The 16,339-nt window shown below is 61.9% G+C and carries 12 protein-coding genes; 11 read left to right on the top strand and 1 reads right to left on the bottom strand.

Going from position 1 to position 16,339, the window contains the following annotated elements; all coding sequences use genetic code 11:
• Position 1 precedes the first annotated feature (1 nt).
• Positions 2-1,468 (bottom strand): sodium/proline symporter, encoded by a 1,467-nt coding sequence (locus tag EV688_RS02915; protein ID WP_117314575.1) that lies wholly within the window; start codon positions 1,466-1,468, stop codon positions 2-4.
• 141 nt (positions 1,469-1,609) lie between these two features.
• Here EV688_RS02915 and EV688_RS02910 point away from each other — a divergent pair, with 141 nt between their 5' ends.
• The 11 genes from EV688_RS02910 (at position 1,610) to EV688_RS02860 (ending at position 16,338) form a co-directional block, all read left to right on the top strand.
• A complete protein-coding gene (locus tag EV688_RS02910; RefSeq protein ID WP_117314574.1) occupies positions 1,610-5,530 on the top strand; it encodes a DUF1631 family protein in 3,921 nt (1,306 codons plus the stop codon).
• A gap of 97 nt (positions 5,531-5,627) precedes the next feature.
• On the top strand, positions 5,628-7,055 hold the full coding sequence (gene hemN, locus EV688_RS02905) for an oxygen-independent coproporphyrinogen III oxidase (protein WP_117314573.1): 1,428 nt from the start codon (positions 5,628-5,630) through the stop codon (positions 7,053-7,055).
• A gap of 101 nt (positions 7,056-7,156) precedes the next feature.
• Positions 7,157-7,912: a fumarate/nitrate reduction transcriptional regulator Fnr gene (gene fnr, locus EV688_RS02900; RefSeq protein WP_117314572.1), complete on the top strand. Its 756-nt coding sequence runs from the start codon at positions 7,157-7,159 to the stop codon at positions 7,910-7,912.
• A gap of 162 nt (positions 7,913-8,074) precedes the next feature.
• Entirely contained in the window at positions 8,075-8,680 is a 606-nt protein-coding gene (locus tag EV688_RS02895; protein ID WP_117314571.1) for a Yip1 family protein, read from the top strand.
• 83 nt (positions 8,681-8,763) lie between these two features.
• On the top strand, positions 8,764-10,203 hold the full coding sequence (gene ccoN / locus EV688_RS02890; RefSeq protein WP_117314570.1) for a cytochrome-c oxidase, cbb3-type subunit I: 1,440 nt from the start codon (positions 8,764-8,766) through the stop codon (positions 10,201-10,203).
• Positions 10,204-10,214: 11 nt separating this feature from the next.
• Positions 10,215-10,823 (top strand): cytochrome-c oxidase, cbb3-type subunit II, encoded by a 609-nt coding sequence (gene ccoO, locus EV688_RS02885; RefSeq protein ID WP_117314569.1) that lies wholly within the window; start codon positions 10,215-10,217, stop codon positions 10,821-10,823.
• Positions 10,824-10,830: 7 nt separating this feature from the next.
• Entirely contained in the window at positions 10,831-11,016 is a 186-nt protein-coding gene (locus EV688_RS02880; RefSeq protein WP_117314568.1) for a cbb3-type cytochrome oxidase subunit 3, read from the top strand.
• Positions 11,013-11,888, top strand: coding sequence for a cytochrome-c oxidase, cbb3-type subunit III (gene ccoP, locus EV688_RS02875; protein WP_117314567.1), 876 nt, complete (start codon positions 11,013-11,015; stop codon positions 11,886-11,888). The genes EV688_RS02880 and ccoP overlap by 4 nt, the downstream gene beginning before the upstream one ends.
• A gap of 67 nt (positions 11,889-11,955) precedes the next feature.
• The gene (ccoG, locus tag EV688_RS02870; protein WP_117314566.1) at positions 11,956-13,371 is read left to right on the top strand and encodes a cytochrome c oxidase accessory protein CcoG; all 1,416 of its coding nucleotides are present in this window, start codon (positions 11,956-11,958) and stop codon (positions 13,369-13,371) included.
• The gene (locus EV688_RS02865; RefSeq protein WP_117314565.1) at positions 13,371-13,877 is read left to right on the top strand and encodes a FixH family protein; all 507 of its coding nucleotides are present in this window, start codon (positions 13,371-13,373) and stop codon (positions 13,875-13,877) included. The genes ccoG and EV688_RS02865 overlap by 1 nt, the downstream gene beginning before the upstream one ends.
• 31 nt (positions 13,878-13,908) lie before the next feature.
• Complete coding sequence (locus tag EV688_RS02860; RefSeq protein WP_117314769.1) at positions 13,909-16,338, top strand: heavy metal translocating P-type ATPase; 2,430 nt, start codon at positions 13,909-13,911, stop codon at positions 16,336-16,338.
• Position 16,339 lies beyond the last annotated feature (1 nt).

Raw genomic sequence — 16,339 nt, 5'->3', positions numbered from 1 at the left:
GTTACGCCCTCTCAGAGGGTAAGGCCTCGGGGCTTGAGTCCACGCGAGTCGTCAGCCGACTCACCACGATCGTCATGGCCAGACTGGCGATGAACGCGGGAACCATTTCATATAGCCCATGACTGGCCTCCTTGAACAGCAGGACCCACAGCACCGTGGTGCCGAACCCGGTGACCATGCCGGCGATGACACCCGGGCCCGTGGTACCGCGCCAGTGCAGTACGCACAGAACAACCGGACCGAAGGCAGCGCCGAGGCCGCTCCAGGCGAAGAGAACCAGTGAAAAGATCACGCCACCCCCGCGCAGGGCAATCAGGCAGCCCGCAATACCGATAGCGAGGGTGACCCAGGCACCGATACCCGCCTCGCGCCTCGCGGCGTCGGAGCGACGTGCAAACTGTCCATAGAGGTCGTGAACAATGGCAGAGGACGCGAGATTCAGCAGCGAACTTACCGTGGACATCACTGCCGACAGTACGGCGACTACCAGAATGCCGGTAACAAGCGGCGGAAAGAGGGATCGGGCCAGCTCCGGCATGACGGTTTCCGCATCCTCGAGCCCGGGGAACAAAACACGCCCAACCAGCCCTGTCGCCACCGCGCCGAGGTCGAACAGCAGAATAACGACGATGGACATGCCTGCGGCTTTCGGCACGTCCCGCGTTTCACGAATCGCCATGAAACGCACGAGCAGCTGCGGCACACCGAGGAAAGGCAGCCCGACGGCCAGCCCGCTGGCGATCACAATCATCGCCACCAGACTGCCGTCCTCGAGCGACCAGGGCAGCAACAGGGCGGCGTCGGCGTCAGCAAGCCCCTGCCCCAGTGCGGCAAGACCTCCGATGGCGTGAATGCCGACAGCAGGCACCGCCACAAGGGCAAATAGCATCAGCATGGCCTGGGCAGCGTCGGTGTAGGCCACGGCCTTGAAGCCGCCGAACGCCGTGTAGGCGACAGTCACGAGTCCACCGACCCAGACCCCGGTGGCGTAATCCCAACCCAGAAAAACGCTGAAGGCCTTGCCCGTGGCAAGCATCTGCGCGGCGATATAGGCGCAGGCCATGCTCAGAATAATCGCCACCGCGAGCAGTCGAACAGGCTTTCCCTGAGCCGGGAATCGCTGACCGAGAAAGTCGGGGACGGTAATCGTGGCAGACTCGCGGGATGCGGCGTTGAGCCGCCTTGCTACCAGCAGCCACGCACCCGCCACTCCCAGCACCTCGCCCGCTACCACCCAGAGCGCCTGCACCCCCGTGAGATAGGCAACGCCAGACAGCCCCAGGATCAGCCAGGCGCTTTCGCCCGTGGCGTTCATGCTGAAGGCTGCAACCCAGAAGGGCAGGCGACGCCCTGCCAGAAAATAGCCGGAGGCGGAATCGTGGCTGCGCCGGGCCCAGAAACCAATGCCGAGCATGAAACAGAAGTACAGGCCGAGCACGGCGAGAATGTCAGTAGTCCCGGAAAACATGGATGGCCCGTGCTCCTGCTGTTCTGTCTAAGCATAGCTCAAGGACGGGGCATCTTGATCACTTGTGTGCAGGCGCCTCGCACGCTATCGTGCCCGGCTATACCGGACGCGACGCATACCCTCGGCCAATGCCCAGAGAGCATGGATAAAAAAGCCCTACCCGACGCGCCTCACAGCGCCGAACTGCACCTGCCGGGCGGCGGTGTCTACCGCGGAAAACTGGCGGTCAGGGGAATTCATGCGCTCCTGTTCTTTGCCGAGCACCCGGTACAGGAGAACTGGCGCGATATCGAGGTCGCGGCACTCACCGTGTTCCATCCCGGCGGTGCCGGCACACCGGATGCGCGACTTTCCGTGGTCTTCAACGGCAGTCTCGGCCATGGCCTGGACGTCACGGTGACCGAGGGGCTGGACGATGACAGCGCCCGGGCGCTGGGAATGATGCTGGGAAAACATCGCCTGACAGCCGGTGACGCTGCGAGATACCGCGAGAAATTCAACGCCGAGGGTATCGCTCTGCTCGGTGACAGTCTGCGCGCATTCACGCTGAGCCTCGGCGATCACCTGTTCGATCTGTCTACCTCGCCACAGCATGGCATTTCCGGGCGCCATGAGCACTACGACGCGCTGAACAGTCTGAAGCGTAACAACAAGGCCTTTATTTCCGGAATGCTGGAGCAGCTGGCAGACGAACTTGCGCAGCCGGAAAAACCCCGCAGTAGACGAGGCGAGGATGCTCTGGAAGAAACGGACGCCAGTGAGCTCGACCTGGTCGGGCTCAGCGAGATGGAGGAAAAACTGGCCCTCGACCGCATTACGACCGACGCGGTAAACCTGTACCGGGTTGACCTGGAAAGCCTGACGCTGCGCACTGGTGACCTGCTAGCCCTGGGAGCGGCGCGCGTCAAAACCCCCTTCCATCCGGCATACCTGTGTCGCAGCTTTCGCGACGCGCTGCACCGGCTGGACTTCAGTCCTACCGTCATCCAGGACAGCCTGAAGTTCTTCCACCGCGAATGGATAAATAAACTCCGCGGATTCTACGCCCGCCTCAACAACGGCCTGGCCAGCGACGGGCTGCGGCCAGGATTGGAGGATGAGCTCTACAACACCGGCTCCATCATGGACAGCAGCAGTCGGCGACCGGTGCAGAAGCGCAGGAGCCCGGAGAGAGATGACGACAACGAAAACTCCGGCGACGCACAGGTCAGCGCAGCCGACGGCAAGGATGCTGCAAGCGGCAGCGGAGACGCGCCGGCAAGGCCCGCTGTGGAGCGACGCGGCCGCCAGGGGCGGCGAGCTACCGATCCCATCACCCCAGACCGCGGGGTAGACTTCGCCGCGGCCCAGGGTCCCGTGCAGCCGCGCATGAAACACGATGCCATGTATGACGCCGTCGTGCATGCGCTGTCGGCGCGTCATGCCGAAGACAGCTCATCTGCGGATGCCGAGGCTGAAAGCTCGGCGGAGTCCACTGACGCGCCGCGGGCAGAACCGGCAACGGTGATTCAGGCCCTGCTGCAGTTACAGCAGCACCCCGACTGGATAAGCAGTGCTGGCAGCTCGCAGTCCCTGCGCGAACTGCTTGAGCAACATTCCGGCCAGCTCCCTGCACTTGCCGGCAGCAAACTGCAGGTAGAGAGTTCCAACCGCCTCGACTTCATCGACAACGTCTTCAGCACCATTCGCGGCAGCGTGGACGTGGCGGACGACGTCAAGCCCACTCTCGACCAGCTGCGCATACCGCTGGCGCGGCTATCGCTGCAGGAGCCAAGGTTTTTTGCCGACCCCGAACATCCGGCGCACCAGATGCTCGACAAGCTGTCGCAGCTGGCAACCGCAGAGAATTTCCCGAATCGCGTGCTGGAGAAAAAAGTCCGGGCCATCGTCGATGACATTGCCGGGAGCTATGACGGTGACGCAGGCGTTTTCGAGACCGCACTGAAGAATCTTGACAGACTGGTCACGCAGCAGGAAACCGCACTTCGCAAGAACATCGAGCGCGTTGTCAGCACCATGGAAGGCCAGGAACGACTGCAGCAGGCCCAGCAGTCCGTCGAGCAGCTGCTGGGGACCTTCATCAAGCCGCCCTCGGCGCCGCGGGTTCTTCTCGACCTCATGGATGCCGGCTGGCGCGATCTTCTGGTCCAGATCGCCGTGCGCGAGGGCGTTGAGTCCGAGGCCTGGCAGGATCAGGTGGGAGCTCTGCAGAAAATCCTGTCTGCCTTGAACAGCGTTGAGCGCGGTGACCAGCCCGCGGACGCGTTTCGCGAGCTGGCACCCGCGGTTCGAGGGCTGAAAGAAGACATCCGATCGGCGCAACCGGACAACCTCGGTCACGAGCAAACGCTGGAAGAGCTGTCGCAAATATTGCGCGGTGAAGTGCCGCTGGAAACCTACGCCGTTCATGAATCAGCCGGAGAAACCGGCATCTCCCGCGCGCGGCTGGAGCAGCTGCCAAGACTCAACCGCTGGGTCAAGCGCGTAGAGCAGCTGCAGATCGGCACCATCATGAGCTACCGCGACAAGCAGGGATTCCGCCGTCGCATGCGCCTGGTATGGATCAGCGATGACAGGGAGCGCTACGCATTCGTCAACGAGCTGGGGCAGAAGGTAGCGGAGATATCGCGCATCCGGCTGGCCCGCAAGCTGAGTCAGGGACTCAAGCCGCCCAGCTCCGTCGACCGAATGTCGGTGCTCAACCAGAGCGTCTACGGAACTTTGGCGGGCGCTCAGGAGCGCCTTAGCTTCAAGCGCAACCGTGACCGCGTCACGCGCCTGATCAATGGTGAATCGCTCAAGCGCCAGATTGAGCGCTCGGTACACCACGCCCAGCGACACGATGCCGCGCATGCCTTCCTGCACCTGGATATCGACAGTTTTCACCTGGTGAACGATGTTTACGACGAAGTGGACGGCGACCAGGTGCTGGCGGAGTTTGCCCGCCTGCTCAGCCAGCTGAATGAAAAACGGTCCCTCGCGGCCCGCCTTGAAGGCGATACCTTCGGCATTCTTCTCGCCTATCGCGCCATTGACGAAGCCATGGTGTTCGCCGACCGGGTGCGCAGCGATATCAGCGACAGCAGCATCACTGTCGCTGGCGAGGAAGTCTCTTTCACCACGTCCATCGGCGTCGCGCCAATCCTGCAGTCAACCGTGGACGCCGACGAGGTGCTGCGCCAGGCGCGGGACGCCGGGCGCGTTGCCAAGGAGCATGGCGGCGACCGCTGCGTTCAGTTTGATGTCGACGAGCAGCAGCTGATTGCATACCAGCGGGAAAAAACGCAGTCGCAGCGGCAGCTGGAAGACGCCATCGCCACCGACACCCTGGTGCTGCGCGCCCAGCCGATCGTGCAGAGCGCCATGGACGGCAGCAGACCGGCGTCCCATCACTATGAAATTCTGCTGTCGATCCGTCAGGACAACGGCAGCCTGCTGTCGCCCACGGAGTTCATCCGCTCCGCCGAGCGTTTCGGCTATATCAACCTGGTTGACCGCTGGGTGGTGCGCAAGGTCTGCGAGTGGATTTCCAGCCTGATGGACATGCAGAAGGTCGTGCCACAGCTGTCCATCAATCTCTCCGGGAGCAGCCTGACCAACGACACGTTTACCGATTACGTGCTGGAGCAGATCTCGGAATTCGGTGTCGGCACCAGCAAGATCTGCTTCGAAATCACCGAGACCGGTGCCATCGAGAATCTGACCAAGGCGGTCGACTTCGTCCGCACCCTGCGCAATATCGGCTGCAAATTCTCGCTCGACGACTTCGGCACCGGCCTGGCCAGCTACAGCTACCTGCGCGAACTGCCGGTGGACTACGTCAAGATAGACGGCACCTTCATCAGGGATATTCTCGCCAACAGGACCGACCATGCCATGGTCCGGTCCATCAATGACCTGGCGCATTTTCTGGGTCAGGAAACCATCGCCGAGTGCGTGGAGACGCTGGATATCATCGAGCCCCTGCGCGAGCTGGGCATCGACTACCTTCAGGGATGGGGCGTCGGGATGCCGCGGGAACTGCCGGAAGTCACGCGTGAACTCGAGGCACTCGAAACCTAGAGGACCACGACGCGCCTCCTTGACGTAAATCAACGCGGACAACCAATACCACTGCTAGCCTGAACACAACATAGACATAAGCAGCCGGTGATATCTCATGCAACACACACAGCCCCTTGTGATCCCGCAGAAGGAAAAACCAGCGCATGGCGACGCGAACATTGCACTGGCGCGCAAGTACGCCTGCCGCGGGCCGCGCTACACGTCCTACCCGACAGCGCCACACTTCAGCGAGAGTTTCCCGAGGGAACGCTACCTCGACTGGCAGGCGGAAACGGATGCCGGCACGCGCCCACTGTCGCTGTATATTCACGTGCCGTTCTGCAACGACATCTGCTATTACTGCGCCTGCAACAAAGTGGTAACGCGCCGACGCGGCGTGGCCAGTGATTACCTCGACCGCCTGGAGCTCGAGATCGCCATGCAGTCAAAAATTGTCGGCGACCGGCGGCCCATCACCCAGATGCACTGGGGCGGTGGCACGCCAACCTATCTCGACAGCGGTGAAATGACCCGCCTGATGCACGCACTGTCCCGGCACTTCGCCCTCCAGAGCACAGCTGAGCGGGAATACGCCATCGAGATTGATCCGCGAACGGTCGATGTGTCGACCATTGCCCTGCTCAAGGGGCTCGGCTTCAATCGACTGAGTCTCGGTATCCAGGATTTCGACCCACGCGTGCAGCGCGCGATCAACCGGATACAGACACCCGAGAGCGTCGCCACCCTGGTGGATGCGGCGCGCGAGCACGGCTTCCGCTCTCTCAGCTTCGATCTCATCTACGGCCTGCCCTTCCAGACCGTCGACAGCATGGAAGAGTCGCTGGAGGATGTGCTGCGGCTGCGCCCGGACCGAATTGCCAGCTACAACTATGCCCACCTGCCCGAGCGATTCTCCTCACAGCGAGCGATTGACCGGCTGGCCCTTCCCTCACCGGAAGACAAGCTGCGCCTGGCGGAGCTCATCGCATCAACGCTGGAGAGCGCGGGCTACCTGCACATTGGCATGGATCACTTTGTGCTGCCCCACGACGAACTGGCGCAGGCCCAGTCCCGCGGCAGACTGCAGCGCAACTTCCAGGGCTACTCGCTGCGTCTGGCGGAAGACACCCTGGGCCTCGGCGTGTCCGCTATCAGCCAGATCGGCAACTTCTACCTGCAGAATGCACCTCAGCTGGACAGTTACTACGGTCTGGTGGACCAGGGCGAGCTACCGCTGCGGCGCGGTTACGAAATGAACGCCGAAGACCGGCTGCGGCGCCACGTGATCATGTCACTTATCTGTGACCTGCACCTGAACAAGGCAGACACCGGCACGCGCTTCGGCGTCGACTTTGACCGCCATTTTGCCGACGCGCTGGACGCACTCACCCCGCTGGCAGGCGACGGCCTGGTGACACTGGGCGACACCGAACTCCGGGTAGAGCCCGCCGGCCGGCCCTTCCTGCGCAATATCTGCATGCCTTTTGATGGTTATCTCGCCGCTGATGTGGCGTCGGGCGGCCGTTTTTCCGCCACCGTGTGAGGCACGGCCGGATCGCCGCCCCGGGAGGGGGGAGCGGCAGAGACCTTGACTCCGGGGCAGTAGCGCTATAGCGTTTACACCTCAGTTTCGGGGTGCATTCCATGACATCGCAAGCGCCGATCAAGGTCAGTCGCCAGGAGCCGCTGGCCTGCAGCCATGAGTTTTCCGCCAACTGCAGCGACTGTCGTCTGAACAGCATTTGTCTACCTTTTTCTCTGGAATCCCGCGATATCGAGGAGCTTGACAGAATCATCCAGCGCGGGCGTCCCCTGCAGAAAGGTGGGCATCTTTATCGCCAGGGCGATGACTTCGGCTCGGTCTACGCGGTACGGTCGGGCACGCTCAAGGCCTACCGCATGACTGACGACGGTCGGGAGCAGGTCACCGGGTTCTATTTTCCGGGAGAGATTGTCGGCATGGATGGCATCAGCCAGAGTCGTCATGCTTCATCGGCACGCGCGCTCGAAACCTCGGCGGTCTGCGAAATCCCGTTCTCGTCGCTGGAGAAGCTGAGCGCCAGCATGCCGCAGTTACAGCGGCATTTCTTCCAGCTCATGAGCCGGGAGATCACCGAGGACCAGCAGTTGATTACGCTGCTGAGCAAAAGCTCTGCGGATGCGCGCATCGCCGCGCTGCTTCTGAGCATCTCAATGCGCAACGCCCGCCGTCGTCTCAGTGCGACGCAATTTCGCCTGAGCATGTCCCGCGTGGATATCGGCAACTATCTCGGCCTCACCGTGGAAACCGTCAGCCGGGTGTTCACGAGGCTGCAGAAGTCAGAAATCGTTGACGTGAGCAACCGTGAAATCCGTATTCTCGACGAAGCGGCCCTGAGACAGCTTACCAGCGGCGAATAGACGGCATCACCCCATGCGCGTCCCGCTCGTGGTATACATTCGTCCAGACGGTGCGGCCGGTCTACACCGAATGGCTTGCCCGGCAGACTTGACCTGCATCAACAAACGGCGGCACGTTGCCGCTACACTATGCAACCTGAAACCCACGGGGATTCCCGACACATGATCCAGCACACCATCGGTCTCCTGCTCAGACCCAGCACACAATGGCGCATTGTCGCAAAGCTTCCGGAAAAGTCGCGCAACGTCCTCGTGCTATACCCATGCATTCTGGCGCTGTTCCCCGCCATCGCCTGGTATTTCGGCACCAGCAAGGTCGGCTGGACCACGGGGCTTCAAGGTAACGTTGTGCGCCTGACAACGGAGAGTGCCTTCCAGATAAGCCTGCTTTTTTACCTGGTGATGGTGGGCAGCGTCGCCATCATCGGCTACTTCATTCACTGGATGTCGCAAACCTACGGCGCGGAGTCGACCGTGCCCAAGGGAATCGTGATCGCGGGCCTGACCGCGACGCCGCTGTTCGTGACTGGCCTCGTGGGATTTTATCCCACGCTCTGGCTCGACCTGCTGATCGGTGTTGTCGCCATCAGCTGGTCCGTCTACCTCATGTATCTTGGCATCCCCATCATGATGAAAATCCCGGAGGAGCGCGGCTTCCTGTTCTCCAGCGCCGTGCTGGCCATTGCCATGGTGGTGCTGGTCAGCATCATGGTGATTTCGATCCTTGCCTGGGATTACGGGGCGGCTCCGGCTTTCACTGATGGCTGAGACCACCATTCCGGCGCGGAAACCACTAGAATTACGCAACCACGCATTCAACCCGCTCGAATCCATCGGAACGGAACAACACCATGACTGAGCTCAATTCTGACCTGGAGCACCCCGTCTACAACTACAAGGTGGTGCGACAGTTCGCGATCATGACCGTCGTCTGGGGCATCGTCGGCATGCTTGTCGGCGTCCTCATCGCGGCGCAGCTGGCCTGGCCGGCGCTGAATTTCGACCTGCCCTGGACCAGCTTTGGCCGTCTTCGACCACTGCATACCAACGCCGTTATCTTTGCTTTCGGCGGCTCGGCGCTTTTTGCAACGTCCTATTACGTTGTCCAGCGCACCTGCCAGGTGAGGCTGATCTCTGATCGGCTCGCCGCCTTCACCTTCTGGGGCTGGCAGGCCGTCATTGTCGCAGCTGCTGTCACACTGCCTCTCGGCCTCACCAGCTCCAAGGAATACGCCGAGCTGGAGTGGCCGATCGATGTCCTGATCGCCATCGTTTGGGTTTCCTACGCGGTGGTTTTCTTCGGCACAATCACGAAGCGCAAGACCAGCCACATCTACGTGGCGAACTGGTTTTTTGGTGCCTTCATCGTCACGGTCGCCGTGCTGCACATCATCAATAGCGCGTCCATGCCTGTGGACATGACCAAGTCCTACTCGGCGTATGCCGGCACCGTCGACGCGATGGTGCAATGGTGGTACGGACATAACGCGGTGGGCTTTTTCCTGACCGCCGGCTTTCTCGGCATCATGTATTATTTCGTGCCCAAGCAGGCCGATCGCCCCATATACTCCTATCGCCTGAGTATCGTGCATTTCTGGGCGCTGGTCGCCGTGTACATCTGGGCCGGTCCACACCATCTGCACTATACGGCACTGCCCGACTGGGCACAGAGCCTGGGTATGGTGATGAGCATCATCCTGCTGGCGCCGTCCTGGGGCGGCATGATCAACGGCATCATGACCCTCTCCGGCGCCTGGCACAAACTCCGTGACGACCCCATCCTGCGCTTCCTCGTGGTCAGCCTGTCTTTCTACGGCATGTCGACCTTTGAGGGCCCGATGATGGCTATCAAGACGGTGAACGCCCTGTCGCACTACACGGACTGGACAATCGGCCACGTGCACTCGGGCGCGCTGGGCTGGGTGGCCATGATCACCATTGGCTCGCTCTATCACCTGATCCCCGTGCTCTATAATCGTGAACGCATGTACAGCATCAGTCTGATCAACGTGCACTTCTGGATGTCGACCATCGGCACGGTACTTTACATCGCATCCATGTGGGTGAACGGCATCATGCAGGGCCTGATGTGGCGCGCCTACAACCAGGATGGCACGCTCACCTACGCCTTCGTGGAGGGTGTTGCCGCCAGCTACCCCGGTTACGTGGTGCGGGTGCTCGGCGGCGCCATCTTCCTCGGCGGCATGCTGATCATGGCCTATAACGTCTATATGACCACTCGCCGCGATGTGCCTGTACAGGTACCGGCAACCAGCGCCAGCGCGGCTTAGGAGCGCCAGTAATGAAACATGAAAAGGTCGAGAAGAACGTCGGCATCATGATCATTCTGATCATTGTGGCGATCAGCTTCGGCACCCTGGTCGAGCTGGTCCCGCTGATGTTCTCCAAGGAAACCAACGAGCCGGTCGCAGGGCTGAAGCCCTACCCGGCGCTTCAGCTTGAGGGCCGTGACATCTACATTCGCGAGGGATGCAATACCTGTCACTCGCAGATGATTCGCCCGCTGCGCGCCGAAACCGAACGCTACGGCCACTATTCCGTCGCCGGCGAGTTTGTCTACGATCATCCTCACCTGTGGGGCTCCAAGCGCACCGGGCCTGATCTGGCCCGTGTCGGTGAGCGCTACAGCGACGACTGGCATCGGGCACACCTGTACAACCCGCGGGATGTCGTCCCCGAGTCGAACATGCCGGCCTACCCGTGGCTGTTCCGGGACGAAATCAACGCTGAACGGACGCCGAAAAAAATGCGCGCACTGCGCAGGCTCGGTGTGCCCTACACCGATGATGACATTGCCAACGCAAGCTCGGTTGTAAACGGCAGGAAGGAAATCGATGCGCTGGTCGCCTACCTGCAGGGTATGGGCACACTCATACAGTCGCGCCGCTAGGAGTGGTATGGATATTAATGATCTGCGTGGACTGAGCACGCTATTCCTGTTCATGGCCTTTATCGGACTGTGCATCTGGGCCTACAGCAGCAAGCGCAAGAAGACTTTCGATGAGGCAGCCAACCTGCCGTTCGCCGACGAAGAATCCGCGCCGGACGAGCCGCAGCGCGAGCAAGAGGAAAAGCAGCAATGACGACCTTCTGGAGCAGCTGGATCATTGTCCTGACGATCGTGACCATCGCCGGTCTCGTCTGGATCCTGTTTGCCAACCGCAAACAGCCCAAGGAAATAGACCAGACCACGGGACACAGCCACGATGGCATCGAGGAATACGACAACCCGCTCCCTGCCTGGTGGTTTGCCATGTTCGTCATCACGATTGTCTGGGGAATCGGTTACCTGATCTTCTACCCTGGCATGGGCAACTTCAAGGGCGTTCTGGGCTGGACCCAGATCGAGCAGCACGATGAGGAAGTCGCGGCCGCGGAGGCGCAGTTTCGCGCCATGCGCGATCGCTATCTGGCGCTGCCTGTTGAGGAAATCGCCCAGGACTCCAAGGTCATGCGCATGGGCCAGCGGCTTTACAGCAACAATTGCTCCCAGTGCCACGGACTCGACGCACGCGGTGCCTATGGCTTCCCCAATCTGGCAGACGAGGACTGGCTGTGGGGCGGCACACCCGACGCCATCAAGCACACGCTGGTAAACGGGCGCAACGCCGCCATGCCTGCCTGGAGAGACATACTGGGCGACGACGGTATCGCTGAAACCACCGAATACGTGCTGTCGCTAAACCGGCGCAGCGCCGATCCGGAAAAGGCCAAACTTGGTGAGAAGCATTTCCAGACCTACTGCGTGGCCTGCCACGGCGCTGAAGGCAAGGGCAACGTGGCCATGGGTGCACCCAACCTGACCAACGGCATATGGCTGTACGGTGGCACAGAGGAGCAGATTGCACATACCCTGCGCGTTGGCCGCAATGGCAAGATGCCGGCTTATGGCGAGAATCTCACGGAAGACAAGATCCACATTCTCACCGCTTACATTTACGGCCTGGGCAACTGACGGGGCACGCCGGCCCGGCGGCGCCCCGCACATCCTGCAGTAATCGTCCCCCGGGCGAGAAGGAATTATGGCTGACAAAGACCCCGAACTGATCGACGTTGAAGAGCTCGCGCCTGCCGAAGTTGCCGAGCTCGATCTTTACCAGAAGCGCGAGAAAATCTACACGCGCAAAATAGAAGGCTTCTACCAGCGCCTGCGCCTGTATACCGGCTGGCCACTGCTGATTGCCTATTTCCTGCTGCCGTGGATCTCGGTGAATGGCCGCCAGGCGGTATGGTTCGATCTGCCTGAGCGCAAGTTCCACATCTTCACGTTGACCTTCTGGCCACAGGATTTTCCGCTGCTGGCCTTTTTGCTCATTATTGCGGCCTTCGGCCTGTTCGCGGTTACCGTGGTGGCAGGCCGGGTCTGGTGCGGCTATAGCTGCCCGCAGACCGTGTGGACCAGTATCTTCATGTGGATCGAGCAGAAGACCGAGGGCAGCCGCAATCAGCGCATCAAGCTGGACAAGGCGCCCTGGACTGTCGGCAAGGCCATGCGCAAGGCCACCAAGCACGGTGGCTGGCTGTTCGTCGCCTTTATGACCGGTCTGACTTTCGTCGGCTACTTCTACCCGGTGCGTGAACTGACGGTTGAGCTGGCTACCCTGTCCACGGGCAAGTGGCAGGCCCTCTGGACGCTGTTCTTCACTCTCGCCACCTATATCAATGCCGGCTGGATGCGCGAGCAGGTATGCACCTACATGTGTCCCTATGCGCGCTTCCAGTCTGTCATGTTCGATCGCGATACCCTGATCGTCTCCTACGATCCGGCCCGCGGTGAGCCGCGCGGTTCGCGCAAGCGCTCCGCGGACCCGGCAGCCCTGGGCCTCGGCGACTGCATCGATTGCGACCTGTGCGTACAGGTCTGTCCGACCGGCATCGATATCCGTCAGGGTCTGCAGTACGAGTGCATCGGCTGCGCGCTGTGTATCGATGCCTGCGACTCCGTGATGGACAAGATGGGCTACGAGCCGGGTCTGATCCGCTACACCAGTGAAAACGCGCTGGAAGGCAAACCCACGCACTGGGCCAGGCCGCGGGTCATCGGCTATCTCACGGTATTGACCCTCATGATCGGCGTATTCGGCTACAACGTGGTGTCGCGGGTGCCCCTGGAAATGACCATCATCCGCGATCGCAACAACCTGTTTGTCGAGACACAGGCGGGCGATATCGAAAACATGTATCGCATCCAGCTGGTGAACATGGATACCCAGCCGCACGACTTTGACCTCAGCGTCAACGGTATTGACGAGGCCGAGATCATCGGCGACGCCAGTTACGCACTGGACGCCGGCGAGGTGCGCTCCATCACCCTGCGAGTACGTGCGCAGCCTCGGCACCTGGATGCCCCCGGCACAGAAATCACTTTCGAGGCCATTTCCAGCGACATGCCCTCGCTGCGTATCTCAGCCGACAGCCGCTTTCTGAGACCGCGGTAATGCTGAAATCGCGGATTGACGACAGTACGCCGGAACCCTGGTACCGACAGTTCTGGCCCTGGTTCCTGATCGTACTGCCGGGCTCGGTCGTTATTGCGGCCATCACCACCATGATCATCGCCGTGCGCGGCTCTGACGATCTGGTGGCGGATGATTATTACAAGGACGGCCTCGCCATCAACCGGCAACTTGAACGCGACGAGCGTGCCCGGGAAAGGGGCTATGCAGCCCGTCTGGCGATAGCAGAAGACACTGTCACAGTTGTTACCGAGGATCTGCCCGCGGTTGCCGAGCTCCGACTGCGGCTTTCGCATCCCATGGAGGCCGACCGGGATATCCGTATCGATCTGCGTCGCAGCGGTCCGGAACGCTACGCCGCCCGCCTTCCGGTTCCTGTGGGAGACAACTGGCACTGGTTGCTGGACGCGGGCGAGAGCAGCGACTGGCGCATCACCGGCACCACCGGAAATGCGACCACAGACGCCCAGCGTGCAGTCCCGCGCTGAGTCAAACCTGCCGGCGCAGGCACGGCAATCAATGACCGACTCCTCCGCAAACACAGTGTGCTTTCACTGCGGTGATCCGGTACCCGCCGGCAGCAATTTCCGTGTTGTTATCGACAATGAACTGCGGGACATGTGCTGCCCCGGGTGTCGCGCGGTCGCCCAGCTGATTGCTGACAGCGGCATGGCGCGTTTTTATGCCCAGCGCACCGAGTACAATCTGAGACCTGACGGCAGCTCGGGCGACGCCAGTGCCGAGGAGCAGTTCCGGCTGTACGACGATCCGGCACTCGCCGCCACCTTCAGTCATGATGATGGCGACGGCCTGACTCGCGTGCGCCTGCTGCTCGGTGGCATGACCTGCGCCGCCTGCACCTGGCTGATCGAGCAGAGCCTGGCCCGGGTTTTTGGGGTCCACAGCGCCATTGTGAACCTGTCGCAATCGCGACTGGACGTCGTTCTGGACTGCGAGCGTCTCCCGCTGAGTCGCCTGTTTGCCCGTGTCGCAGCGCTTGGGTACAGCGTAAAACCGTTCCATGCCAACGCCCAGCGGGAACAGATGCGGCGCGAGTATCGCTCGGATCTGCGCCGCCTCGCGGTTGCCGGGCTCGGCATGATGCAGGTGGGCATGTTCGCCATTGCCCTGCATGCCGGTGAACTGCAGGGCATTGCCCGGGAATACGAGCAGCTGCTGCGCGTGGTCAGCCTCGGTGTTACTGCGTTTATCGTGCGTTTCTCGGCGCGTCCCTTTTTCAGCAGCGCCTGGCGACACCTGCGCCAGGGCGCTCTGGTCATGGATCTGCCGGTCGCGCTGGCTATTGGCCTCGCGTTCACGGCCAGTGTCTATGCCACGGTTACCGGCACCGGCCAGGTGTATTTCGACTCCGTCGTCATGTTCACCTTTCTGCTGCTGCTGGCACGCTTCGCCGAAAAGCGGGCGCGCCTCGCCGGCAGCCTGGACTGGTTTGACGCGGAGTCGGCGCTGCCCGATGCGGTGCTGGTGCGTCGGGGCGATGACTGGCGGCAGCAGGCGCGCCAGCAACTGGAGCGGGGCGACCGCGTCCTCGTTCGCGCCGGCGATACCGTGCCCATCGACGGCGTGGTGGGAAGCGGCGAAAGCGCTGTGCGCGAGGACGCCTTCAGCGGCGAATCGCTGCCGCGACGGGTAACGGCGGGCGACACGGTGTTCGCGGGCACGGTGAATACCGATGCCGCGCTAGATATCACGGCCAGCGGCAGCTATGTGGATACACGACTTGCCGCGCTGCAGCGCTCTATCGAAACCGCGTCGGCGGAAAAGCCACCGATCGCGCAGATCGCGGACCGTATTGCGGGCTGGTTCATCGGTGGCATTCTACTGGCGACGGGCGCAACCGCCTGGGTCTGGTACGGTATTGCGCCGGAGCGGGCACTGTGGACGGCACTCTCGGTGCTGGTCATCAGCTGTCCCTGTGCACTGGCACTGGCGACACCTGCAGCCCTGAGCAACGCGGCCAATGCCCTGCGCCGCGGTGGCGTACTGGTGCGCGGCGAGGGAGCCCTGGAGTCTGTCGCCCGCGTCACGCATATCCTGTTTGACAAGACCGGTACCCTGACCCGCGGTGAGCTGGCCATTGGACAGGTTCTCTGCCTCGGCGATACCTCGCGCGCGGACGTGCTGGCCCTGGCCGCCGCCCTGCAGCGCTACGCCAATCACCCCATCGCACGCGGTTTCACAGAGATTGCGCCAGCAGACAGCGTCAGCGAGGTGCTTTTCCACGTTGGGCGAGGAGTTTCAGGGACGTTTTCAGGTCGCGCCTGCCGAGTCGGCAGCGCAGAGTACTGCCGAGAGATTGCCCCCTCACTGCCCGCGCAACCCGACGCGGCAGGCTACTGGGTCGCACTGGTGCTGCGCGATCAGCCCCTGGCCTGGATAGCGCTCGAGGATGTGCTGCGCAACGAGGCCACAGCAGTGACGTCGGAGCTGAAATCCCGTGGCGCACGGCTCGAGCTCGTCACCGGCGATCACTCTCGACAGGCCACGGTCATGGGCAGATCCCTGGGATTTGACGCGATCCATGTGGGGATGACGCCGCAGGACAAAAGTGCCCACGTCGCCGCGCTTCAGCGGCAGGGGGCCATCGTGCTGATGGTTGGCGATGGCCTCAACGATGCTCCCGTGCTGAGACGCGCCAATGCCTCTATTGCGGTTGCCGGCGCCACGGACCTCGCGCGCACCCAGGCAGACTTCGTGATCATGGACGGAGACCTGCACCGGGTGACAGCGATCATCGACAAGGCACAGCAGTGCCGGCGCACGCTCTACCAGAATCTCGCCTGGGCACTAGGGTATAATCTGCTTGGCATACCCCTCGCTGCTCTGGGCTACATACCGCCCTGGGCCGCGGCCATCGGCATGTCGCTGAGCTCACTTCTGGTGGTCGCCAATTCCCTGCGACTGGTACGTCCACCGCGCCGAACGTAAC

This window comes from Chromatocurvus halotolerans, assembly GCF_004340525.1.
GTDB classification, from domain to species: Bacteria; Pseudomonadota; Gammaproteobacteria; order Pseudomonadales; family Halieaceae; genus Chromatocurvus; species Chromatocurvus halotolerans.
Note: the sequence above shows the minus strand (reverse complement) of the source record. Positions and strands in the feature narration are given on the sequence as shown.